The following is a 21,522-nucleotide window of genomic DNA, read 5'->3' on the forward strand; positions in this document are numbered from 1 at the left end:
GCCGATGTCTAACGCGATGCGGATCAGCGCGCCGGCGGCGTCCAGATGGCCAGAGCGCTGGCATCGACGGCACGGGGCAGCAATCCTTCGGCGCGGAACGCGTCGGCGATCTTCTGCTGCTCCGAGAGGCCAGCGCGGGTGACCGGTTCGACCCGGTAGCTCCGCTGCGCGTTGGCGCGCACGATCACCTCGGGCTCGACCTTCCAGAGGGGCGCCAGACGGGCGGCCGCCTCGGCCGGGTTCGCCTTGACCCAGGCCCCGGTCTCGGCGAGCCGGTCGAACAGGGCGGCGAGCACCGGGCCGTTGGCGGCCACGTAGGGATCGGCCGCGAGGTAGTAGCGCTTGTAGAGCGACAATCCGGCCCCGTCGCGCAGCACCCGGGCGCCCGATTGCTGCCGGGCCGCGGACAGGAAGGGATCCCAGGCGACCCAGGCCTCGACGCCGCCGCTGGCGAGCGCCGCGCGTCCATCGGCCGGCGTCAGATAGGCCGGCGTGATGTCCTTGAAGGTGAGCTTGGCTTCCGCGAGCGCCGCGAGCAGCAGGTAGTGGCTGCCCGCCCCCTTGGTCACGGCGACCCGCCGGCCCTTGAGGTCGGCCACCGCTTTCACCGCGGACTCGGCGGGCACCAGGATCGCCTGGGCCTCGGGGGAGGGCGCCTCCTGGGCGATGTAGGTGATCCGGGCGGCAGCGGCCTGAGCGAAGATCGGGACGGTGTCCGCGACATCGGCCGAGACGTCGATCTGCCCGGCATTCAGCGCCTCCATGATCGGCAACCCGCTGGTGAATTCGTGCCAGGACAGGCCGGTGCCGAGGGGGGCCAGGGCGCGCTCCAGGGCGCCGTCCTGGCGCAGCAGTGCGATCAGGGTCGAGGAGCGCTGATAGCCGATGCGCAGCGTGGCGGCGGCCCGGGCCGGGCGGCTCAGCCCGGCGAGGACGGCGGCCGAGAGGCCGGTGAGCAGGGTACGGCGCGTGACGGGCATCGAATCATCCATGGATCGGGTCGCCGGGCGGCGGTGGCTCACCACCAGCTGGCGCGAGTCTCGGGGGTGGGACGGGGGCCGGTCTGGGCCGGTCGCAGGGAGCGGTCGAGGGCGGCCAGCACCCGGCGCACCGCCGCCTCGTAGGTGGGCGCCACGGGATCGCGCGGGCGGCTGAGCCCGATCGCCACGGTCTCGTCGAGCCGGCCCGGCCGCGGGCGCATCACCACGACCCGGTCGGCGAGCGTGACGGCCTCGCCGACATCGTGCGTGACGATCAGGATCGTGGGCTTCGACTCGGTCCAGAGGTCGAGAAGCTGCTCGTGCAGTCCCTTCCGGGTGAAGGCGTCGAGCGCCGAGAACGGCTCGTCGAGGAGCAGCACCCGGGGCTGGGCCACGAAGGCCCGGGCGATGGCGACGCGCTGCTGCTGTCCGCCGGAGAGCTCGCGCGGCCAGCGATGGCCATATTCGGCGAGGCCGACGCGGTCGAGGGCGTGGGCGACGCGGCTCCGGCGCTCGGAGCGGGGGAGGGCGGCGAGCCCGAAGCCGACATTCCCCGCCACGTCGAGCCAGGGCAGGAGCCGCGGCTCCTGGAATACGACGCCGACACTCGGATGGGGCGCGCGGATCGCCTCGCCGTCGACCTGCACGGACCCGCGGCTCGCCTGATCGAGGCCCGCGATCAGCCGGAGCAGCGTCGTCTTCCCGCAGCCCGAGCCGCCGATCAGCGCGACGATCTCCCCCTGCCGGACCGACAGGCCGATGCCCGACAGCGCCTCGGTGCCGTCGGCATAGGTCTTCGAGAGGTCGTCGACGTTGAGCACGGGTAACCTTGGTCCGTCGGGGTCGGTGCGCGGAGCCGGCTCGAATGGCGCGGGTCTCGGATCGGCCGTCACAGGTTCTCCCGCACGGTATCCTGCCAGCGCGTCAAGGGGTGTGTCAGGGTGATCAAGGCCATGTCGGCGAGCTTGCCGACCACCGCGAAGGCGATGATCGCCGCCACGATCTGATCCGGCTTGCTGAATTGCTGGCCGTCGACCAGTAGGTAGCCCAGGCCCTCGGAGGCGCCCATCAGCTCCGCCGCGACGACGAACAGGAAGCCGAGCCCGAGGCCGGTGCGCAAGCCGATGAGCGTGGCCGGCAGGACGGCCGGCAGCAGGATGCGGCGCGCGAGAGCGAGGCGCGACAGCCGGAAGATCCGCCCTACCTCCACGAGCTTCCGATCCACCGAGGCGATCGCCCCGGACACGCCAACGTAGACTGGGAAGAACACGCCCACGGCGATCAGCAGCACCTTGGGCGTCTCGAGGATCCCGAACCACAGGATGAACAGCGGCACCCAGGCCAGCGACGGGACGGCGCGCAGCGCCTGAAGGCTCGGATCGATCAGCCAGCGCAGGACCGGAACCGTGGCGACCAGCGCGCCGGCCAGGATTCCGGCCGCGGCCCCGCACAGGAAGCCGAGGCCGACCCGGACCAGGGTCGCCTCGACATGCATCCAGAGATCCCCCGACGCCGCGAGGTCCCACAGCGTCGCGCCGATCCGGCTCGGCGGCGGGAGCAGGCGCCCGGACGCGAGCCCCGTATCGACCGCGATCTCCCATCCGATCGCGAGGAGGAGCGGCAGAACCAGCCCGAGTCCGGCGCGACCGCCCCGCTGCAGCAGCGGCACGCCCCGCCTCACCGCCCGGCGACGGGATTGAAGCTCGCGTCGAGCAGGCCGTCGACCGCGGCCGTCACGTCGGTGCCGGCGGGGATCACGCCGGCCTGCTGCAGGGCGAGGCCGGCGGCCTTGATCGACTCGGCCTGGGCCGGGCCGACCGCCGGCTGGGACAGATCGTTGCGCTCGAGCTGGCGGGCGATCACCGGCTCTGGCAGCTTGGTGGCCGCGACCAGGGCGGCGGAGAGCGCCTGCGGGTTGGCCAGCGCGTAGGCCCGCGCCCGCTCGTAGGCGGCGATCACCACCCGCACGAGATCGGGATATTCCTTGGCGAAGGCCTCCCGGACGTCGAGCAGGCCCCAGGTATTCGCGGCGGCGTCGCGGTAGAACAGGACGTCGCCGTTCTCGATCTCGGCCGCCGCCATCATCGGGTCGAGGCCCGCCCAGGCGTCCACGTCGCCCCGGTCGAGGGCGGTGCGCCCGTCGGGGTGCTGCAGCAGGACGAGCTTGGCATCGCGCTCGGTCAGGCCGGCGCCCTGGAGCGCGCGGATCAGGAAGATGTGCGGATCGGTGCCGCGGGTGACCGCGACGCGCTTGCCCTTGAGGTCGGCCGGCTTGGTGATGCCGGTCTCCTTGCGGGTAACGAGCGCCGTCCATTCGGGGCGCGAATAGGCGTAGATCGCCTTGATCGGGTTGCCGTTGATCCGCGCCACGAGGGCTGCCGCGCCAGCCGCCGAGCCGAAATCGATCGCCCCGGCATTGAGGAATTCGAGAGCCTTGTTGGAGCCGAGCGACTGGACCCACCGGACCTTGATCCCGCGCGGGGCCAGCGCTTCCTCCAGGAAGCCCTTCTCCTTCAAGAGCAGGCCGACCGGATTGTAGGTGGCCCAGTCCAGCCGGATCTCCTTGGGTTCCTCGGCCCTGGCCACTTGCCCGAACGGGCCTGCCAGACCGGCCAGAGCAAGGCCGGCGGCCAGGAGGGATCGGCGGAGCAAGGACATGGGCATAACCTAGGGCTCAGGAGGTTGGCGTTGCGCGCGGTTCTGGCGCCCCGCTCGGGAGGCGAAGGCTGCGCCCGGCGCGTGGTTTTGGTCGGTCTGGTTGACGGAAAACGCCGCTCAGTGCTGCACGATCGACGGCACCCGGCGCGGCGGGACGCGGCTCGTCGATGTCGGACATCGCGGCAGGCGCGTGCATCCGCGGTGACGCGGCGCGGCGTCTCGATCGCGGGCGCGCGTGCGGCCTTCGCGCAAAGTCGCTCCGGGGCCACTGCCGGACGGCTTCTGCGTCTTCATCGTTGCCGCGGGGTCCTTGGTGCAGACAGTGTATACAAGATCCTGTCGGAGCATGCCCGAGTCAACGAAAGTGCGTTCTCTACTTTGAAGTTTGAAGACAATAATCTTCGGCGTTCGGTCGCGCTGCGAGAAGAATTCAATCACACGGCCTTGTCCGTGAGGCCGCCGCTGGAAGTCGCGGCCGTTTCAAGCGCTCGAGATTTTCACCGCGTCCGCAACCGGCGGTTCGCGGCCGGGGCTCGGTCGGCTACACTCCGTCCCGTGACGCGGCCCGGAGCGGGCCGTCCCCGTAGCCGGTCGGATCGATGAGACAGGACACCCTGCGCCTCGGCGCGTTCTTCTACGCGACGGGTCACCATGTGGCCGGCTGGCGTCATCCCTCCAGCGAGGCCGACGGCGGGCTGGTGCTGGAACGCTATGTCGGCTGGGCACGCCGGGCTGAAGCCGCGAAATTCGACCTGATCTTCCTTGAGGACGGCACGGGTATCCGTGATCTGGACCTCCGCTCGAGCGAGCGCACGGCGCGCTCGACCCATTTCGAGCCGCTGACCCTTCTCTCGGCCCTCTCGGCCGTGACGAGCCGGATCGGCCTCGTTGCCACGACGTCGACGAGCTTCAACGAGCCCTACAACGTGGCGCGGCGGTTCGCGTCGCTCGATCACCTCAGCGGCGGTCGCGCCGGCTGGAACCTCGTCACATCCGCCACCGACGCGGAGGCGGCGAATTTCGGCGGCGACCGGATCGCCCGCCACGCCGACCGGTACGAGCGCGCCGAGGAGTTCGTGGACGTGGTCCTCGGCCTCTGGAACACTTGGGAAGACGGCGCGGTGATCATCGACCGCGCCAGCGGCCAGTTCTCGAAGCTGGACGGCTTCCGGCCCCTCGACCATCATGGCAAGCATTTCGAGGTGCGCGGTCCGCTCAACATCTCGCGGACGCCGCAGGGCCAGCCGGTGCTGGTGCAGGCCGGCGCCTCCGGGCCCGGCAAGGACCTCGCGGCGCGGACCGCCGAGATCGTCTTTACCGCGAACCAGACGCTGGACGAGGCGGTCGAGTTCTACGGTGATCTCAAGGGGCGCATGGCCGGGTTCGGTCGTGCGCCGGACGACCTGAAGATCATGCCCGGCCTGTTCCCGGTCGTCGGGCGCAGCGAGGCCGAGGCGCGGGCGAAGTTCGAGGCGCTTCAGGACCTGATCGACCCGGTTGTCGGGCTGGCACTGCTCGGCCGCATGATCGGCGGCCACGACCTGTCGGGCTACGATCCCGAGGGGCCCGTGCCGGAACTGCCCGAGACCGAGGGCATCAAGTCCCGCCAGCAGCTCATGTTCGATCTCGCCCGCCGCGAGGGTCTGACTCTGCGCCAGCTCTACCTGCGCATCGCGGGCGCCCGCGGCCACTCGCAGATCGTCGGGACGGCGGCGCAGATCGTCGATGAGATGGAAGCGCGCTTCCAGGCCGGCGGCGCCGACGGCTTCAACATCATGCCGCCGACCCTGCCCGGCGGCCTCGACGACTTCATCGAGCTGGTGCTGCCTGAGCTGCGGCGGCGCGGCCTCTTCCGCAGCGAATACGAGAGCCGGACCCTGCGGGGCCATCTCGACTCGCGCCCGCCCACGGGCTTCGGTCCCGGGACGGCTCCGGCACGCTGACCGCCATCGGCGGCGCGAGCCGTCCCGACGCCGCGAGGCACGATCGAGCGGCGGAAGCTCAGGTCCCGCAGGTTCCGGCCGCGTTGGTCTCGGCCGCCCCGTCCTGGGCGAACCGGGCCGCGTAGGCGTTCAGGATCGCGGCGAGCATGCCGGGAAAGCGGGCATCGACCTCGACGAAGCGTGAGTGGTTGCGCATCTCCACGCCGTGGCGCTCGGACCGGATCAGGCCCGCCTCGCGCAGCACCTTGAAGTGGCTGGACAGCGACGATTTCGGGATCACCCGTTCGCCGAGCGCTGAAACGGCCGAGCAGGCCTCGACACAGCCCGCGCGCGTGATGCGCGCGAAGATCGCCGCCCGGTCGGGATCGGCCAGCGCGTGCAGGATCGCCTCGGGCTGAACGTTTTCAATCGCAGGGTGAATCAGGGGCCTCATGTTTCACCCATATGGGGCCTTGAACTCCGTTCTATTAGTTCCGAAATCCGGAACTATGGGACGATGGCTTCCATCCCGGAACCGGCCCATGTCGAAGGTTAGCACACATGTCGAAGCTCGACGGCAAGGTCGCAGTGGTGACTGGGGCATCGAAGGGGATCGGTGCCGCGATCGCGAAGGCGCTGGCGAAGGATGGAGCCGCGGTCGTGGTCAATTACGCATCGAGCCGGACGGGCGCGGACGCCGTCGTGGCGGCGATCACCGCGGCGGGGGGCAGGGCGACGGCGGTCCAGGCCGACGTCTCCAACGCCGCGCAGGCACGCGGGCTGATCGAGGCGGCGGTGAAGGCGTTCGGCCGGCTGGACATCCTGGTCAACAATTCCGGCGTCTATGAATTCGCCGCGCTCGCCGAGGTGACCGAGGCGCACTATCGCCGGATCTTCGACGTCAACGTGCTGGGGGTGCTCCTGGCGACGCAGGCCGCCTCGGAGCATCTCGGCGAGGGCGGCAGCATCATCACCATCTCGTCGGTGGCGGCGAGCATCCATCCGGCCACCACGGCGGTCTACAGCGGCACTAAGGGAGCCGTGAACGCCATCTCGGGCGTCCTCGCCAACGAGCTGGCCCCGCGCAAGATCCGGGTCAACGTGGTCAGCCCCGGCTACGTGGTGACCGAGGGCACGCGTACGGCGGGCATTTCCGGTTCGGAGATGGAGGCCGGGATGGTCGCGCAGACGCCCCTCGGCCGCGCCGGCCAGCCCGATGACATCGCGGGCGTCGTGGCGTTCCTCGCGTCCGACGACGCCCGCTGGGTGACGGGTGAAGACATCAACGTCGGCGGCGGGGTGCGCTGACGCGCGGCGGTGATCGGCGCGCGGGCCGCCTCAAGCGCTGGCGCGCCGGGCAAGATCGGGTTGCCAATCCAGTGTTCGTTGTCACTGGAAGTTTGTTTCGCGCTTGAATTCCCAGTCTGTTTATCCTCCATTCGGGGGAGGCATCTGAATTGACCGACGTCTAATCAATTTTCGAAGCAACCTGAGAGGCGGCAGGTCCAGGCCATGCCCGAGATGCGATCGTGACTCGATCCAGGATCGCAGGCGTTGCGTTCGCCACGCTGCTCGTGCTGACGGCACGACCGGCGACACCGGCGGGCGCGGAGCAGCCGGGGCCGGCGCCGCACTTCCTCAATCAGTCTTGGAGCGCCCAGGATCGGGCGTGGTTCTACACGGCGAGCCAGGGCTCGCAGATCATGCCCTACGCGTGGTTCATGTCCCTGGAGCGTGCGGAGGGCGGCCGCCTGTTCGTGGCCGACAGTCTCGCGCGCTTCGGATACCTGCCGAATCCCTATGACGGTGCGCCCGGCTCCGTCCGCACCGGCCTCCCCATCGGCTTCGTGAAGGATGTCGACGACCGCGGCGAATGGGTCGGCATGACCTGCGCCGCCTGCCACGTGAACCGCGTCGAGTTGCGCGGGCAGACGATCCAAATCGATGGCGGGCCGACGAACGCGGACATGTTCGCCTTCATCGAGGAACTCGGCCGGGCCCTAACCCTGACCGCGAGCGAGCCGGACCGGTTCGAGCGCTTCGCAGGCCGCGTCCTCCCGCCGGAGCTGTCTGCACACGACCCGGGCGCAGCGGAGGCCGACCGGGCCCGCCTGCGCAAGAGCCTCGACAGCTTCGCCAAGGATTTCTCGGACTATATGGAGACGAGCCGCGCGGCGGTGCCCTGGGGGCCGGCGCGCCTCGACGCGTTCGGGATGATCTTCAACCGGGCGACAGGCCTGGATCTGCACGACCGGCGCAACATCGCCAAGCCCGATGCACCCGTCAGCTATCCGTTCCTGTGGGACACGTCCTGGCACGATAAGGTGCAGTGGAACGGCTCCGCGCCGAACAAGCTCGCCGTCGAGCGCCTCGGCCGCAACGTCGGCGAAGTGCTCGGTGTCTTCGCCTACGCCGATATCCGCGAGCCAACCCTGCCGCCGCTCTGGTTCGAGACCTCGGCGGACCGGCTCAACCTGCTGCGGATCGAGAATCAGCTGGGCGCTCTGACCGCGCCTGTCTGGCCGGACCGGATCGCGCCGCGCACCGAGGCCCAGAAGCGCGACGCCGTCGCCGGCAAGACCCTCTACGATCAGCTCTGTCTGTCCTGCCATGCGATCGCCGCGAAGGGATCCAACCGCGCCCAAACCGTCGTCATGACGCCGCTCGCCGAAATCGGCACCGATCCCAAGATGGCGGAGAACGCCGCGAACCGGCGGGCCAAGACCGGCATCCTTGAGGGTGTCCGCATGCCGTTTCTGGCGACAACGCCGCCGCTACCCGCCGAAACGCGCAGCCTCGACCTTGTCGCCGCGATCGTCGCGGGCGCGATCCTGGCGCCGATCGATAAGGCTCCGGATCTGACCCGGATCCGCGCCGATCAGGGCGTTGTCATCGACCGCCTGCTCAAGCGGGGTGCCTCCACGATCAGGTCCGGCAACCCTCTCCTCAACGACGTCTCGACAGCCGGCGGTAAAGGCGCGGTCGCTGATTTCCTCGACAGGCGCAAGGACCGCGATCTCCTCGCCTACAAGGCGCGCCCGCTCGACGGGATCTGGGCGACGGGACCGTTCCTGCACAACGGCTCGGTGCCGAACCTGTACGAACTTCTGCTTCCCTCGGAACGACGTTCCAAGACCTTCCGTGTCGGAAGCCGGGAAGTGGACGAGGCCCGCCTCGGCTTCCGCTCGGATGTCGGCCCGTTCCTGTTCGACACGACGTTGCCGGGAAACTCGAACCGTGGGCACGAGGGACCCGCGTACGGGACGGACCGGCTCGACGACGCGCAGCGACGGCAACTTCTGGAGTATCTGCGGACCTTGTAAGTCGATAATACGTCTAACCCTCTGTTGGAACTGAAATGTTCGATCGGAGTATGATCGGAATTAATTGGTGTCTGGTGTCGCCCATGCTCCGCCGATACTGATCGAAAAGGGAAACGACGCGCACGCACGCCCGCTGCCAACTTTGGAGCCCCACGATGCAGGACGTTGAGGCCTACTCGCACTTGGTCGGATCCATCTACGACCGTGTCGGCCAGCCTGAGGAATGGTCGGCCCTCCTGGGAGATCTCACGAACTTCGTCGGTGGGCGCGTCGGCCAGCTCGCGGTGTTCAGTCTCGACGGGAGCCGCAAGCCGATGTGGGCGGTGTCGGGTTTCGACCGCACGCAGTACCGCACGTTCCTCTACCGGCACGCCACGGAGGATCCCCGGCTGCCCTACATCCTGTCGAACCAGGGCAAGGTCATCCGGGCGGAGGAGGGTGTCGACCCGGTCCAGTTCCGCGAGACGGCTCTCTTCAAGGAGGTCGTGCGGCCTTTCGGTATCGAGCACAGCCTCGTGAGCTACTTCGCCAAGGAGGCCGACGTCATGGCGACGCTCGCCGCCATGCGCGACGAGGAGGCGGGGCCTTTCCGATCCGTTGAGGCGCGGCGCTTGGCGATGCTGGTGCCGCACCTGCGCCGGGCCTTCGAGTTCTATGCCCTGATGCGCCAGGCCTCCGAGCGCTCCTCCGATCTCGCCGCCGCGCTCGACCTTCTCGACGCTGCCGTGATCCTGACCGATTCGCGCCTGCGGGTCGCGCACGCCAACCGCGCCGCCGAGGAGCTCGCGAAGTCACGCACCGGCCTGTCCCTGGACAGGGGCAGCCTCGCGCTCAGGGACGGCCAGTGCTCCCGGCGGATCGCGCAAGCGGCCAGCGAGGCCCTCGCGGCGGCGACCGGCCACGTGAAGATCACACAGGCCGAGCACATCGCGATCACCTGTGCCGAGAGCGGCACCCCGTTTCGCGTGTCGCTGCATCCGCTGTCGAAGCGGCCGTCCGGAACGGGAACGCGGGTCAAGGCCGAGCTGGCCGTCGTGATCCGCAGCGGCGGCAACAAGAGCCAGGATGGCGCGGTCCGTCTTCAGAGCCTGTTTGGCCTGACGTCTGCCGAGGCGATCCTCGCCCACGCGGTCGCATCGGGGCGCTCGCTCGACGCCCATGCCCGGGAGCGCGGCATCGCGATCTCGACCGTGCGCACGCAGCTGCGCGCCCTCTTCGCGAAAACCGAAACGCACCGGCAGGGCGAGCTCGTCGCGCGCCTGCGCGAAGGCCTGGACATCTCGCTCAACTGACGGCCCGCGCCGCAGCGCGTGGCCGTCCGGGCCGGATCGCAACAGATTGGAAGAGGTCCATGCGCCCAGCCGACCGTGATGCCCCCTGCCTCGACAGCCTCGAAGCCCTGCCCGTCGCCGAGCGCTGGCCGCTCGCCCGGGATTGGATCCGACGCGCACCGCGAGCGTTCTTCGCGCAGTTGCGTCAGCGGCGGCCGGTGCTGGACTGTGGCGCGGTCGTCCTTGCCGCCCGCCGCGCCGAGATTGCGGAGATCCTGTCCCTGCCGACAATCTTCTCGGTGGCGCTCTACAAGCCCAAGATGGGTCAGTTCATGCTGGCCCTCGACGGCACAGACGTGAATTATCGCGACAAGGCGGTGATGCGCGCCATGCTGTCGTGGGAGGATCTTCCGGCTATCCGTGAGCAGTCCGGCGCGATCACCGATGCCGCCCTCGACGCGGGAGGCGGGTCGCTCGACGTGGTCGCCTCGATCTCGCGCCTGGTCCCGTTGCGGATCGTGCAGAGCTATTTCGGCTTACCGGCCCCGGACGACGACCTGCTGCGCTGGTCCTACGCGAACCAGCTGGACCAGTTCAACAATCTTCCCTTCGACGATCGGTCCGATGCCGAGGCCGTCCAGGGCGCCGCGCAACGGGCCCGCGAGGAGATGCGCGCCGCTTTCGCGTCACTGATCCCGGCAAGACTCGCCGCCCTCAAGGCGGGCACTCCCGTACCCGACGATATCCTCACCCGGCTCCTCCGGCTGAATCTTCCGGCGGCGAGCGGTTTCGGCATGGACCGGGTGGTCATCAATGTGGGCGGCCTTCTCATCGGCGCGATCGAGACGACCGCGGAGGCGGTGGTGAACGCCCTCGCGGAGATCCTTCGGCGCCCCGACATTCACGCGGCCGCGCGCGCGGCTGCCGACAGTCCCGCCACCTTCGATGGCTATGTGTGGGAAGCCCTGCGCTTCGCACCGATCGTCGCCTTCATGTTCCGTCAGGCCGAGGCCGATCACGTGCTCGGGCGCGACAGCGCATGCGAGACCCGCATCCGGAAGGGCCAGGTCGTGCTGCCTTTGAGCCTGTCGGCGATGTTCGACCCGGACTGGGTGCCCGATCCCGAGCGGTTCGATTCGACCCGACCCGATCATGCGTTCCTGCATTTCGGTTTCGGGCATCACGAATGCCTGGGCCGCTACGTGGCGGGAGCGATGATTCCGGAAATCGTCCGCCGAATCCTTCTTCGGGATGGCCTGCAGGCGGACGGCGCGGTCGAGGACGGCGGCACGCCGTTCCCGACAGCCTACAAGATCACCTACGCGCAGAAGCCGGCAGGCGCTCCCAAAGCCGCTTGAATCGAGCGGTACGGATGTCCCCCAGCGTTCGCAGCCGACGGCACCAAACGGGCTGTAATCCTACCGGAAAGGTGTGCTGGAGCGGGCGATCGGGATCGAACCGACGACATTCAGCTTGGGAAGCTGACGTTCTACCACTGAACTACGCCCGCCCACATGGACGTCACGGATCATCAGGGCGGAACCGACGGTCCGCGCGCGACCCCTGCGCTCATGCACGGCCATGGTCTAGCAGCCGGACGGCGACGGCGTCAAACGCTTGACCCTGCCTCCGGCCACCCATGCGGGTGTTCGATCCCGCGTCGTTCAAGGAACGTCGCGCCGCGCTGGCCGTTTCGCTCCGTTGGAGCGGTCATGCCGCCGGAACGAGGGCCCACAGCGAAGATGTGCGGGATCTGCGGTGAGATCAGCTTCGATGGACCGGCCGATCCCGCTGCCGTCCAGGCCATGGTGGGCTGCCTGCGCGCGCGCGGCCCGGATGGCGAGGGCCTGTTCGGCTCCGGCCGCGTCGTCTTCGGCCACCGCCGGCTGAAGATCATCGACCTGTCCGAGGCCGGTCAGCAGCCGATGGTCGATCCGGGCCTCGGACTGGCGATCGTCTTCAACGGCTGCATCTACAATTTTCGCGCGCTGCGCGCCGAGCTGGAGGCGAAAGGCTACGTCTTCTTCTCGACGAGCGACACCGAGGTCGTGCTCAAGGCCTATCACGCCTGGGGACCAACCTGCGTCGAGCGGTTCTACGGCATGTTTGCCTTCGCCGTCCTGGAGCGCGACTCCGGACGCGTCGTGCTCGCGCGTGATCGGCTCGGGGTCAAACCCCTCTATTACAGCGCGGTGACGGGTCGCTTCCGCTTCGCCTCGTCACTCCCGGCCCTGCTCGCGGCCGGCGACGTCGATACGGCGATCGATCCGGCGGCGCTCCACCATTACATGAGCTGGCACGCGGGCGTGCCGGCGCCGCTGACCATCCTCAAGGGTGTCCGCAAGCTCGCGCCGGCGACGATCCTGACCCTGGAGAAGGACGGCACCCGGCACGAGGAGACCTACTGGACGGTCACGATCGGCCCGCGCGAGGCGGATCGCGGCATGACCGAGGCCGATTGGCGCGACGCCGTCCTCGAGACCCTCGGCGCCGCGGTGGAGCGCCGGCAGGTCGCCGACGTACCCACCGGCGTCCTCCTGTCGGGCGGGCTCGACAGCTCGCTCCTCGTCGCGCTCCTGGCCCGCAACGGCCAGACCGGGCTGAAAACCTTCTCGGTCGGGTTCGACGCCGTGAACGGCGTCGAGGGTGATGAGTTTAAGTACTCGGACATCATCGCCCGCACCTTCGAGACCGACCACACCAAGCTCGCCGTGGACGGTTCGCGCACTCTGGAGGCGCTGCCCACGGCGATCGCCGCCATGGCCGAGCCGCAGATGAGCCACGACGCGGTTGCGTTCCTGCTGCTGTCGCAGGAGGTCGCCAAACACGTCACGGTGATCCAGAGCGGCCAAGGTGCCGACGAGGTGTTCGGCGGCTACCATTGGTATCCGAAGCTGATGGGCTCAGCGGATCCGGTCTCGGATTATGCCAGGGCGTATTTCGATCGCGACCATGACGAGATGCGCGAGGCGCTGGCGCCGGACCTGCTGAATGGCGACTACAGCACCGCGTATCTCGAAGCGTTCTTCGCGGACTCAAAAAGCGCCAGCGCCATCGACAAGACGCTGCAGCTCGACCAGCAGATCATGATGGTCGATGACCCGGTGAAGCGGGTCGACAACATGACCATGGCCTGCGGTCTCGAAGCGCGCGTCCCGTTCCTGGACCACGACCTCGTCGAGCTGGCGGCGCGCATCCCGGCAGAGCTGAAGGTCCGCGACGGCGGCAAGTACATCCTCAAGGAGGCTGCCCGCGCGGTCGTTCCCGCCGAAGTCATCGATCGGAAGAAGGGCTACTTCCCGGTTCCCGCACTGAAGCACATCCGCGGCCCCTTCCTAAACTTCGTCCGCGACGTTCTAGACAGGCCAGAGGCGCGGGCACGCGGCATCTTCAACCGCGCCTACGTCGACCACCTGCTCGCCGATCCGGACGGCACGCTGACACCCAAAGGCAATTCCAAGCTCTGGCAGGTCGCCCTTCTGGAGAGCTGGCTGCAGACCCACGGCGTCTGAGGCTGACCGTCGCGGCACGGTTCTCGCGAATGATTGTGATCGACGCGGCGCTCAAGGTGCCGCGCTTTGTCCACGATCGTCCCGGATCAGCTTCGCGACACGCACCCGGAGGACCCCGTCGATGTGCCGCTGGATCGCCTATGCGGGACGCACCATCCCGCTGGAGCATTACGTCACCGAGCCGTCCCACAGCTTGGTCTCGCAAAGCATCCAGGCGCTGGAATCGACCGCAGCGACCAACGGCGACGGCTTCGGGCTGGGCTGGTACGGGGATCATCCCGAGCCGGGTCGCTATCGCGAGGTGCAGCCCGCCTGGTCTGACGACAACCTGCGCTACCTGTGCCGTCACCTGCACTCGCACCTGTTCTTCGCGCATGTGCGGGCGGCGACCGGCACGCCGATCACCCGGCCGAACTGCCATCCCTTCGCGTGCGGGCCGTGGCTGTTCATGCACAACGGCTATATCGGCGACTGGAGCCGCCTGCGGCGGCCGGTCGAGGCGATGATCCCCGACGAGCTCTACCCGTCCCGTGCCGGCACGACGGATTCCGAGGCGATCTTCCTCGGCCTGCTCGGCTGCGGCCTGATGGGGTCCGGACCGCGCCGCGATCCCGTGGAGGCCACGACGCGCGCACTCGTGCACCTCACCGAGTTGGTGGGCGAACATCCGTTCCGGTTCACGGCCGCTCTCGCGGATGGACGCGATCTCTACGCGTTCCGTTACGCAGCCAACGACAAGGCCAACTCCCTCTACTACCGCGCATCCGACGGCGGCGTCGTCGTCGCGTCCGAGCCGCTCGATCGCGACCACGGCACGTGGACGTCCGTCTCGGAGAACAGCGTCCTGATCGCCCGGCGCAATCAGCCCGTGGAGATCCTTCCGCTGGCGTCGTTCGGCCTGCGGAACACCGCCTCGGACGACCGCCTCCGCCGCCTTCGGGCCTGACCCGGCAGCTTCAGGCCACGCGCGACAGGCTGCCGGGCTGGGAGTTGCGCGTCCCGTGCGCGGAATCGTAGGCGCGATTGCGCAGAGCGGTCTCGCTCGGGAGCTGGTCGATCACGGTACCGGACGAGGGATCGAGCACCTGGAAGACGATCGTGCTGGTGTCCGGGTCCTGAATGTAGCGCGCCTTGCCGCCACTGGTGCCGATATCGAGCGTCACCGCGGGTTCGAGCGGCGCGGCATTGGTCTCAGGTTCAGGCGCCTTCTGGGTCACGGCGGCGGCAGCCGTGGCTCCGAGGGCGTCGAGGCCCTGCGGCCCCGATGGCGTGGTCGTTAACGGGCGGATCTCCATGACCAGTCTCCTGCGATCCTGTGATCGGAGGATTGAACCGGCGACCTGCCTAATCATCGGTTAAGGGCGGCTGACAGTCCACGGGACGGCTGTGGGGGTTCGGAGATGCGATGAACATCCCGTTACCGCCACGCCATAAATCCGAACTGCATCCGTTTCAAAGTCGTCGCGTTGCACGGGCAGTCGCAGCGCTACGTCCCTGCATCTTCCAAGACCGGGATGCGCAGATGCTCTGCGAAGCCGCGTCGGGTGCCGCCGGGCTGCGCCAGATGGGAATCGCCTGCGGATGAGCGCGCCCGCCCCGGGGCCCTCCGCTTCGTTCAGGATGGTCCGAGGACAACTGCGCCTGGATCGCGGAGCTGGGGCTCAGCCGAACGTCTGCACCGCCGCGGATCTGATGCTCGCGGCGCTGCACGATGCCTATAGTGCCCGCCCGAAGGCCACCCTCGATATCGAGGCCCCGGACGGCGGCACGCCGGGGCGGGGCTGCGGCACGCCCGAATCCTGAACGGCCCGGGCGTGCCGCCGTCTCACTCGGCGGCGTCGACGTAGAGCTTGCCGCCTTCGGCCAGGAATTCCTGCGACTTCGCCCGCATGCCGGCCTCGGCCTCGGCCTTGGACATCGCGGGCGACGCGCCCACGACCTCGCCGGCCTCCTCCATCGCCAGCACCTCGGCGCGCAGATCCTGCGTGATCTTCATCGAGCAGAATTTCGGCCCGCACATCGAGCAGAAATGCGCGACCTTGTGGGCGTCCTTCGGCAAGGTCTCGTCGTGGTAGCGCCGGGCCGTATCCGGATCGAGGCCCAGGTTGAACTGATCCTCCCAGCGGAAGTCGAACCGAGCGCGGCTGAGCGCGTCGTCGCGCAGCTGCGCGGCCGGGTGACCCTTGGCGAGGTCGGCGGCGTGGGCGGCGATCTTGTAGGTGATAACGCCGGTCTTCACGTCGTCCCGGTCGGGCAGGCCGAGATGCTCCTTCGGGGTGACGTAGCAGAGCATCGCGGTGCCGAACCAGCCGATCATCGCGGCGCCGATGCCCGAGGTGATGTGGTCGTAGCCGGGGGCGATGTCGGTGGTCAGCGGGCCGAGGGTGTAGAACGGCGCCTCGCCGCACTCCTTCAGCTGCTTCTCCATGTTGACCTTGATCTTGTGCATCGGCACGTGGCCGGGGCCCTCGATCATCACTTGGCAGCCCTTGTCCCAGGCGACCTTGGTCAGCTCGCCCAGCGTCTCCAGCTCGCCGAACTGCGCGGCGTCGTTGGCGTCGGCGATCGAGCCCGGGCGCAGGCCGTCGCCCAGCGAGAACGACACGTCGTAGGCCCGCATGATGTCGCAGATCTCGTCGAACCGCTCGTAGAGGAACGATTCCCGGTGCCCGGCGAGGCACCAGCGCGCCATGATCGAGCCGCCGCGCGAGACGATGCCGGTGACGCGCCGCGCGGTCAGCGGCACGTGCGCGAGCCGCACGCCGGCATGGATGGTGAAGTAGTCGATGCCCTGCTCGGCCTGCTCGATGAGCGTGTCCTTGAACACCTCCCAGTCGAGCTTGAGCGGGTCGCCGCCGACCTTTTCCAGCGCCTGGTAGATCGGCACCGTGCCGATCGGGACCGGGCTGTTGCGAATGATCCACGAGCGGATGTTGTGGATGTTGCGGCCGGTGGACAGGTCCATGACCGTGTCGGCGCCCCAGCGGATCGACCAGACGAGCTTCTCGACCTCGTCGGCGGCCGAGGACGTCACCGCCGAGTTGCCGATATTTGCGTTGATCTTGACCAGGAAGTTCCGGCCGATCGCCATCGGCTCCAACTCGGTGTGGTTGATGTTGGCCGGGATGATCGCCCGGCCGCGGGCTATCTCGTCCCGCACGAATTCGGGTGTGATGAAGGGCGGAACCGAGGCGCCGAAGCTCTGGCCGTCGGCGAGCGCGGCCTCCGCGCCCTCGAGCATCTTCTCGCGGCAGACATTCTCGCGATGGGCGACGTAAATCATCTCCTCGGTGATGATCCCCGCGCGGGCGAATTCGTACTGCGTCACCATCTGGCCCGGCGCGGCCTTGCGGATGATCCGTTCGGCGGGGCAGGCGGCCACGAGCTTGTCGCCCGCGAAGCCGTTATCCTCGGGCTTCACCGCCCGCGGCGCGACCGCCGCGTAGCCGCGACCGGCGATCCAGGGCTCGCGCACGCCCGGCAGGCCGGCGTTGAGGTCGATGCGCGCATCCGTCTCGGTGTAGGGGCCCGACGGGTCGTAGACCCGCACCGGTTCCTCCTTGGGATCGGAGAGGACAATCTCGCGGTAGGGCACGCGGATGTCCGGCCGGCCAGCCGGGCTCGCATAGACCTTGCGCGATCCGGTGACCGGACCGGTGGTCACGGCCTCGGGGCTGCCTTTCACGTCCTTGGGGAGAACGGGTGCGTTCATCGTGGGCCTCTCCTCGTTCTGGAGCGGTCCGGTCCACGCGATGGCTGAGATGAGAGCCGGCCGCGCGACGCGCGACCGCAGGTTCCCGTCCCTCCGCCGGTATGAGCCGGATCAGGTTCAAGGGTCAGGGCAGCGTGCCCAATCTCAGCCCCCTGCAGGGCCCCCCTCGGAACGATTCAAGACTCGGGCTCTCGGGCGGCTTTGTCAATGCTGGGTGCAACCCGTAGACAACAGATCCTCCCGGCCCGTCGCGCGCCTCGGCGAGTGCCGTGCTCTCCAGCCAGCGGATATGCGTCTCCTGATCGGCTTGGCTCTCGCGGCCATTCTCTTCTACGGCCTGGCCCTGGTCGTGCTCGGCCTCAACCAGAGCCGGCTCCTCTATCCGGGCGCCTATAGGCCACCGTCCGCCGGAGAGCCGGTTCCGGGTGTGGCCGCGATCACCCTCGTCACCGAGGACGGCGAGACGCTGCACGCGCTGTGGAAGCCGCCGCAGCCGGGCTGCGGCGTGGTCGTCAGTTTCCACGGCAACGGCTCGCGGCCGGAGCCGCAGGGCGCCCGCTTCACCGACGGTCCCTGGCATCGCGGCGGCTGGGGCATCCTGGCCCCCGCCTATCGCGGCTATCCGGGCTCGACCGGACACCCGAGCGAGACGGGGCTGATCCGCGACGGGATGGCGGCGGTCGCGGCGGCGGCCGCTCGGGCGCCGGGTGCGCCGATCCTGCTTCACGGCCATTCCCTGGGCGCTGCCGTCGCGGTCGCGGTCGGTGCGCGCACAGCGCCGCTCGGCTTGTATCTGGAGGCGCCGTTCGACTCGATGACCCATGCCGTGCGGCTGCATGTCCCGCTGGCCCCGACCTGGCTCCTGCGCGACACCTATCGTTCGGACCTGCGCATCCGCACCGGGGCGGCGCCTATGCTGATTGTTCAGGGCCGCGACGATCCTGTGGTGCCGGCCAAGCTTGCGGTCGCCCTGGCGGCGGCAGCCGGGCCGCGAGCCCGGATCGAGCTCGTTCCGGGCGACCACGTCTCCATCCTGGGGGTCGGCGATCGCGAGGCCGAGGCGCTGTTCCGGAGCCGCCTCGCGCGTGGCTGCGCGCCGGCGGCGCAATCGGAGCGGTAACAGGTCGAACGAGGGAGGATGTGCGTGGTCGGACGGCGCTCACGGCGCTGGAGCGCCGATGACCCCGATGCGCCGGGGACGGCCGCGCGCGCGCATCCGGTCTGCCCGCTCTGTGAGCGGTCGATCCCGCCCGGCGCTCGCTCCAGCCTCCACCACCTGACCCCGAAGCTGAAAGGCGGGACGCACCGGGGCACGGTGCGGCTTCACCAGATCTGCCACTCGGCCATCCATGCCCGCTACAGCGAGGCCGAGATCGCCAAGCGCCTCGCCGATGTGGAGGCTCTCAGGGCCGATCCGGAGATCGCCCGGTTCCTGACCTGGGTCCGCGGCAAGCCCGATGATTTCCACGCCGCAACCCGCACAACCCGTGACCGGCGCGCAGCACGGCGCAAGCACTGACGGGCGGCATTTACCGCGCGTTCGCCACGTCGACAGCGCGCGCCGGCGCAGAGCCTTGTCGTCAACCGTTCCGGGTACAGGATCGCATCGACTGCAAGGACGGGACGATGGCCGGAACCGGAGATGCGCGCGATCGGCTCGCCTGGGTCGATGTCGCCAAAGGCATATGCATCCTCCTCGTGGTCATGATGCATGCGGTGACCGGCACCGGCGACGCCATGGGCGGCGAAGGTTTTCTGCATCCGGTCGTGGCCTTCGCGAAGCCGTTTCGGATTCCGGACTTCTTCCTCCTGTCCGGCCTGTTCATGGGCCGGGTGATCGACCGTGACTGGCGCCTGTTCTCCGACCGCCGCGTCGTTCACTTCGCCTATTTCTACCTGCTGTGGCTCGTGATCCAGTCGGCCGCGCGGTACGGGAAGATCGTGGGCGACGGCGGGCCGACGGCCTTCGCGGCGCATCTCGCCCATTCACTGATCGAACCCTATTCAAGCCTGTGGTTCATCTATCTGCTGGCGGTGTTCTCGGTCGTAACCAAGGCGCTCCGTCAGGTTCCCGCGGGTCTGCTGCTGACGGGTGCTGCCCTGCTGCAGATCGCCGACATCCGCACCGACTCGACGCTCATCGACGAGTTCTGCGCCCGGTATGTCTACTTCCTCGCCGGGTATCTGTTTGCGGGTCGGATCTTCGCGCTGGCCGATACCGCGCGCCGCCGGATCGGTCTCGCCCTGTGTGGCCTCGCCGTTTGGGCTGGCCTGGAAGGGTGGCTGGCACTGAGCCCATGGAGCAACCCGGATCACCCGACCTTGGCCAGCCTGCCGCTCGTGAGTCTTGCGCTGGGCGCGGCAGGGGCGCTGGCGATCGTCGTGACCGCTGCGCTGATCGTCCGGTTGGGAGGTCCGGTCGCCGAGGCGATCAGGACCTGCGGCCAGCGCTCGATCGTGATCTATCTCGCCTTCTCGCTGCCGATGGCCGCGACGCGGGAGCTTCTCGTGCGCAGCGGTTGGATCGCCGATATCGGCGCGGCGAGCCTGATCGTCATCGCGATGGCGGTGCTGATGCCCTTGATCCTCGAGCGGCTCGTGCGCGGCACGCCATTCGATTTTCTGTTCGTGCGACCCCGGCGCTTTCGCCTCGCCACGGCCAGCGGCCGATCCGTGCCCGCTCTGCAACCGGGCTGAGGCGCGGGCTCAGCCTTCGACAGGCGCGAAGGTCAGGCCGATCCGGCGGCCTCGCCGCCATGCCACGGCGACCGGCCGCGGGTCACCACCTTCGGTCAGGCGCAACAGGAACTTGGCCGGAACGACGTGGTCGCCCTCGACTTCGATCTGCGCGCCCGTCTCGGTGATGTCCCAGACCAGGCAGCCGACTGCGCCGCGTTCGAGCAGCAGGCTGCCCATCGTGAAGGCGTTCTTCCGGAAAACGCTGCGGCGATTCTCCGTCATGGCCTCCCACCGATCACGTCAGCCCGCGAAGCCGGGCTCCGCGCTGCATCATGTTGCCGACCGGCGGTTAACAGGCCGGGTGCGCGCGAAGGCCGAGTTGCGGTGCCGCAGATCAATCCTCGTCCGGATCGTCCCGGTAGCGGCGCCGCGCAGGTCCGTAATCCTCGTCGTACGGGCGGCGTGCCGGTGGGCGATCGTAGTCGCGACCGTAGCGATAGGTGTCGCGGCGCGGCTCGTCGTCCTCGTCGATCCGTCTCCGATCGGTACCGCCGCCCGCGGTGATCCGCGGCGCGTACCAGCAGCTCTTCGCCTGGCCTGGAGCCGGGTCGCCGAAGGTCTGCGTGTTGCACGGAACCATGCCGCCCTGCGGGAACGGGCGACCGTTGGTCCGGCCCGGCACGCCGTAATACACGTTGGTCGGGTAGGGCATCCGGCAGACCCCGCCGTCCTGGGCGCAGCCGATCAGGTTCACGGTGTCGAGCTGGTAGGCCTGCGCCGGCGTGAGGTGCAGCACGGCCGATCCCAGCGATAAGGCTCCGAAGGCCACAACGATCCGATGGCGCACGTCCCTGATTCCCCCCTGGTTCGTGGTCACGCTGCCGAATAATCCGGAAGCCGGCTTCCGGCCAGCGGCGGCGCTCGCTATGCCGTCGCCGGCAGCCACCGACATTCGCATGTTCTGACGACATCGCGCGTTACGAAGGCGGCGCCGCAGGAGGCCTTGATGAGAGATGCGTCCGCGCAGGAGCTTCTGCTGCTCAGCGCGCTGCAGGAATGCCGGATCCAACTCACGGCCGCACGCAACGACGCGCTGGCCAGCGCGGACCTGCGGCACGAACTTGAGGCCGCACTCCAGCGCGAGGAGCACCTCAAGACCGAACTCGTGCAGGAGCGGGAGCGGACGGAGGCCGTCCGCCTGGTCCTTCATGCACTTGCCAAGAGCATCGGATGGCTCGGTCTGCGCCGGCGGCTCTTCCTGTCTCGCATCGCCCGCCTCGGCCGCGAGACGCCGGATTCGGGTCCGCAAGCCGTGCGCCACGACGTGCTTCTTGCCGAGTCCCGGCATGTGCTCGGAGTGACGCCCCCCACCGACCAGGCGCCGGGATCCTGACGCTCTTCCGGGTCGAAGCCTGGAGCGCGTGCGGACCGCATCGATAACGGCCCCTTAAACGGCCGCATTTAG

At 68.9% G+C, this 21,522-nt stretch carries 21 protein-coding genes, 1 tRNA gene and 1 riboswitch; of the genes, 12 read left to right on the forward strand and 10 right to left on the reverse strand.

Features of this window, described 5'->3' with window-relative positions; translation table 11 throughout:
• Positions 1 to 23 precede the first annotated feature (23 nt).
• From AC3WSN_RS29350 to AC3WSN_RS29365, 4 genes are all read right to left on the reverse strand, one after another.
• A complete protein-coding gene (locus AC3WSN_RS29350; RefSeq protein ID WP_492542764.1) occupies positions 24 to 980 on the reverse strand; it encodes an aliphatic sulfonate ABC transporter substrate-binding protein in 957 nt (318 codons plus the stop codon).
• A gap of 38 nt (positions 981 to 1,018) precedes the next feature.
• Positions 1,019 to 1,801, reverse strand: coding sequence for an ABC transporter ATP-binding protein (locus AC3WSN_RS29355; protein WP_492542766.1), 783 nt, complete (start codon positions 1,799 to 1,801; stop codon positions 1,019 to 1,021).
• A 68-nt stretch (positions 1,802 to 1,869) separates the two neighbouring features.
• Positions 1,870 to 2,649: an ABC transporter permease gene (locus tag AC3WSN_RS29360; protein ID WP_492542768.1), complete on the reverse strand. Its 780-nt coding sequence runs from the start codon at positions 2,647 to 2,649 to the stop codon at positions 1,870 to 1,872.
• Between the two features lie 8 nt (positions 2,650 to 2,657).
• Positions 2,658 to 3,638 carry an aliphatic sulfonate ABC transporter substrate-binding protein gene (locus tag AC3WSN_RS29365; protein ID WP_492542770.1) on the reverse strand — a complete coding sequence of 327 codons (981 nt, stop codon included), beginning with the start codon at positions 3,636 to 3,638 and terminating at the stop codon, positions 2,658 to 2,660.
• A 599-nt stretch (positions 3,639 to 4,237) separates the two neighbouring features.
• On the opposite strand from AC3WSN_RS29365, the gene AC3WSN_RS29370 reads away from it, so the two are divergent.
• Positions 4,238 to 5,581, forward strand: coding sequence for an LLM class flavin-dependent oxidoreductase (locus AC3WSN_RS29370; protein ID WP_492542772.1), 1,344 nt, complete (start codon positions 4,238 to 4,240; stop codon positions 5,579 to 5,581).
• A 58-nt stretch (positions 5,582 to 5,639) separates the two neighbouring features.
• Here AC3WSN_RS29370 and AC3WSN_RS29375 read toward each other — a convergent pair whose 3' ends face one another.
• Positions 5,640 to 6,014, reverse strand: coding sequence for an ArsR/SmtB family transcription factor (locus AC3WSN_RS29375; RefSeq protein ID WP_492542774.1), 375 nt, complete (start codon positions 6,012 to 6,014; stop codon positions 5,640 to 5,642).
• 107 nt (positions 6,015 to 6,121) lie between these two features.
• On the opposite strand from AC3WSN_RS29375, the gene AC3WSN_RS29380 reads away from it, so the two are divergent.
• The 4 genes from AC3WSN_RS29380 to AC3WSN_RS29395 all read left to right on the forward strand — a co-directional run bounded on the left by AC3WSN_RS29380 (position 6,122) and on the right by AC3WSN_RS29395 (position 11,512).
• The gene (locus AC3WSN_RS29380) at positions 6,122 to 6,868 is read left to right on the forward strand and encodes a glucose 1-dehydrogenase (RefSeq protein WP_492542776.1); all 747 of its coding nucleotides are present in this window, start codon (positions 6,122 to 6,124) and stop codon (positions 6,866 to 6,868) included.
• 221 nt (positions 6,869 to 7,089) lie between these two features.
• Positions 7,090 to 8,883 carry a di-heme-cytochrome C peroxidase gene (locus AC3WSN_RS29385; protein ID WP_492542778.1) on the forward strand — a complete coding sequence of 598 codons (1,794 nt, stop codon included), beginning with the start codon at positions 7,090 to 7,092 and terminating at the stop codon, positions 8,881 to 8,883.
• A gap of 155 nt (positions 8,884 to 9,038) precedes the next feature.
• On the forward strand, positions 9,039 to 10,175 hold the full coding sequence (locus AC3WSN_RS29390) for a helix-turn-helix transcriptional regulator (protein ID WP_192706703.1): 1,137 nt from the start codon (positions 9,039 to 9,041) through the stop codon (positions 10,173 to 10,175).
• A gap of 311 nt (positions 10,176 to 10,486) precedes the next feature.
• Positions 10,487 to 11,512: a cytochrome P450 gene (locus tag AC3WSN_RS29395; protein ID WP_492542780.1), complete on the forward strand. Its 1,026-nt coding sequence runs from the start codon at positions 10,487 to 10,489 to the stop codon at positions 11,510 to 11,512.
• Between the two features lie 77 nt (positions 11,513 to 11,589).
• Here the strand turns inward: AC3WSN_RS29395 and AC3WSN_RS29400 are convergent.
• A tRNA-Gly gene (locus tag AC3WSN_RS29400) sits at positions 11,590 to 11,664 on the reverse strand.
• A gap of 232 nt (positions 11,665 to 11,896) precedes the next feature.
• Between AC3WSN_RS29400 and AC3WSN_RS29405 the strand changes: the two genes are divergently transcribed.
• Together AC3WSN_RS29405 and AC3WSN_RS29410 are read left to right on the forward strand one after the other, a co-directional pair.
• Positions 11,897 to 13,666 (forward strand): N-acetylglutaminylglutamine amidotransferase, encoded by a 1,770-nt coding sequence (locus AC3WSN_RS29405; RefSeq protein WP_492543320.1) that lies wholly within the window; start codon positions 11,897 to 11,899, stop codon positions 13,664 to 13,666.
• 121 nt (positions 13,667 to 13,787) lie between these two features.
• On the forward strand, positions 13,788 to 14,612 hold the full coding sequence (locus AC3WSN_RS29410) for a class II glutamine amidotransferase (RefSeq protein WP_192706706.1): 825 nt from the start codon (positions 13,788 to 13,790) through the stop codon (positions 14,610 to 14,612).
• A 10-nt stretch (positions 14,613 to 14,622) separates the two neighbouring features.
• Here the strand turns inward: AC3WSN_RS29410 and AC3WSN_RS29415 are convergent, their stop codons facing one another.
• Positions 14,623 to 14,961, reverse strand: a complete 339-nt coding sequence (locus AC3WSN_RS29415) for a hypothetical protein (protein WP_492542782.1) — start codon at positions 14,959 to 14,961, stop codon at positions 14,623 to 14,625.
• 325 nt (positions 14,962 to 15,286) lie between these two features.
• On the opposite strand from AC3WSN_RS29415, the gene AC3WSN_RS29420 reads away from it, so the two are divergent.
• Positions 15,287 to 15,469, forward strand: coding sequence for a hypothetical protein (locus AC3WSN_RS29420; RefSeq protein WP_492542784.1), 183 nt, complete (start codon positions 15,287 to 15,289; stop codon positions 15,467 to 15,469).
• Positions 15,470 to 15,491: 22 nt separating this feature from the next.
• On the opposite strand, the gene thiC is transcribed toward AC3WSN_RS29420, so the two are convergent.
• Positions 15,492 to 17,378: a phosphomethylpyrimidine synthase ThiC gene (thiC, locus tag AC3WSN_RS29425; protein ID WP_492542786.1), complete on the reverse strand. Its 1,887-nt coding sequence runs from the start codon at positions 17,376 to 17,378 to the stop codon at positions 15,492 to 15,494.
• 71 nt (positions 17,379 to 17,449) lie between these two features.
• Positions 17,450 to 17,555, reverse strand: a riboswitch (TPP riboswitch).
• Between the two features lie 112 nt (positions 17,556 to 17,667).
• Here thiC and AC3WSN_RS29430 point away from each other — a divergent pair.
• The 3 genes from AC3WSN_RS29430 (at position 17,668) to AC3WSN_RS29440 (ending at position 20,075) form a co-directional block, all read left to right on the forward strand.
• On the forward strand, positions 17,668 to 18,498 hold the full coding sequence (locus AC3WSN_RS29430) for an alpha/beta hydrolase (protein ID WP_492542788.1): 831 nt from the start codon (positions 17,668 to 17,670) through the stop codon (positions 18,496 to 18,498).
• 24 nt (positions 18,499 to 18,522) lie between these two features.
• Positions 18,523 to 18,897, forward strand: coding sequence for a restriction endonuclease (locus AC3WSN_RS29435; RefSeq protein WP_192706710.1), 375 nt, complete (start codon positions 18,523 to 18,525; stop codon positions 18,895 to 18,897).
• Positions 18,898 to 19,004: 107 nt separating this feature from the next.
• Complete coding sequence (locus tag AC3WSN_RS29440) at positions 19,005 to 20,075, forward strand: acyltransferase family protein (protein WP_192706711.1); 1,071 nt, start codon at positions 19,005 to 19,007, stop codon at positions 20,073 to 20,075.
• A gap of 9 nt (positions 20,076 to 20,084) precedes the next feature.
• Here the strand turns inward: AC3WSN_RS29440 and AC3WSN_RS29445 are convergent, their stop codons facing one another.
• Positions 20,085 to 20,294, reverse strand: coding sequence for a pilus assembly protein PilZ (locus AC3WSN_RS29445; protein WP_373622290.1), 210 nt, complete (start codon positions 20,292 to 20,294; stop codon positions 20,085 to 20,087).
• A gap of 157 nt (positions 20,295 to 20,451) precedes the next feature.
• Positions 20,452 to 20,853, reverse strand: coding sequence for a hypothetical protein (locus AC3WSN_RS29450; RefSeq protein WP_373622292.1), 402 nt, complete (start codon positions 20,851 to 20,853; stop codon positions 20,452 to 20,454).
• A 210-nt stretch (positions 20,854 to 21,063) separates the two neighbouring features.
• Between AC3WSN_RS29450 and AC3WSN_RS29455 the strand changes: the two genes are divergently transcribed.
• Positions 21,064 to 21,450, forward strand: coding sequence for an ATP-dependent helicase (locus AC3WSN_RS29455; protein WP_192706714.1), 387 nt, complete (start codon positions 21,064 to 21,066; stop codon positions 21,448 to 21,450).
• Positions 21,451 to 21,522: the final 72 nt, after the last annotated feature.

The sequence above is a fragment of the Methylobacterium sp. FW102-HT35C08 genome, assembly GCF_058790235.1.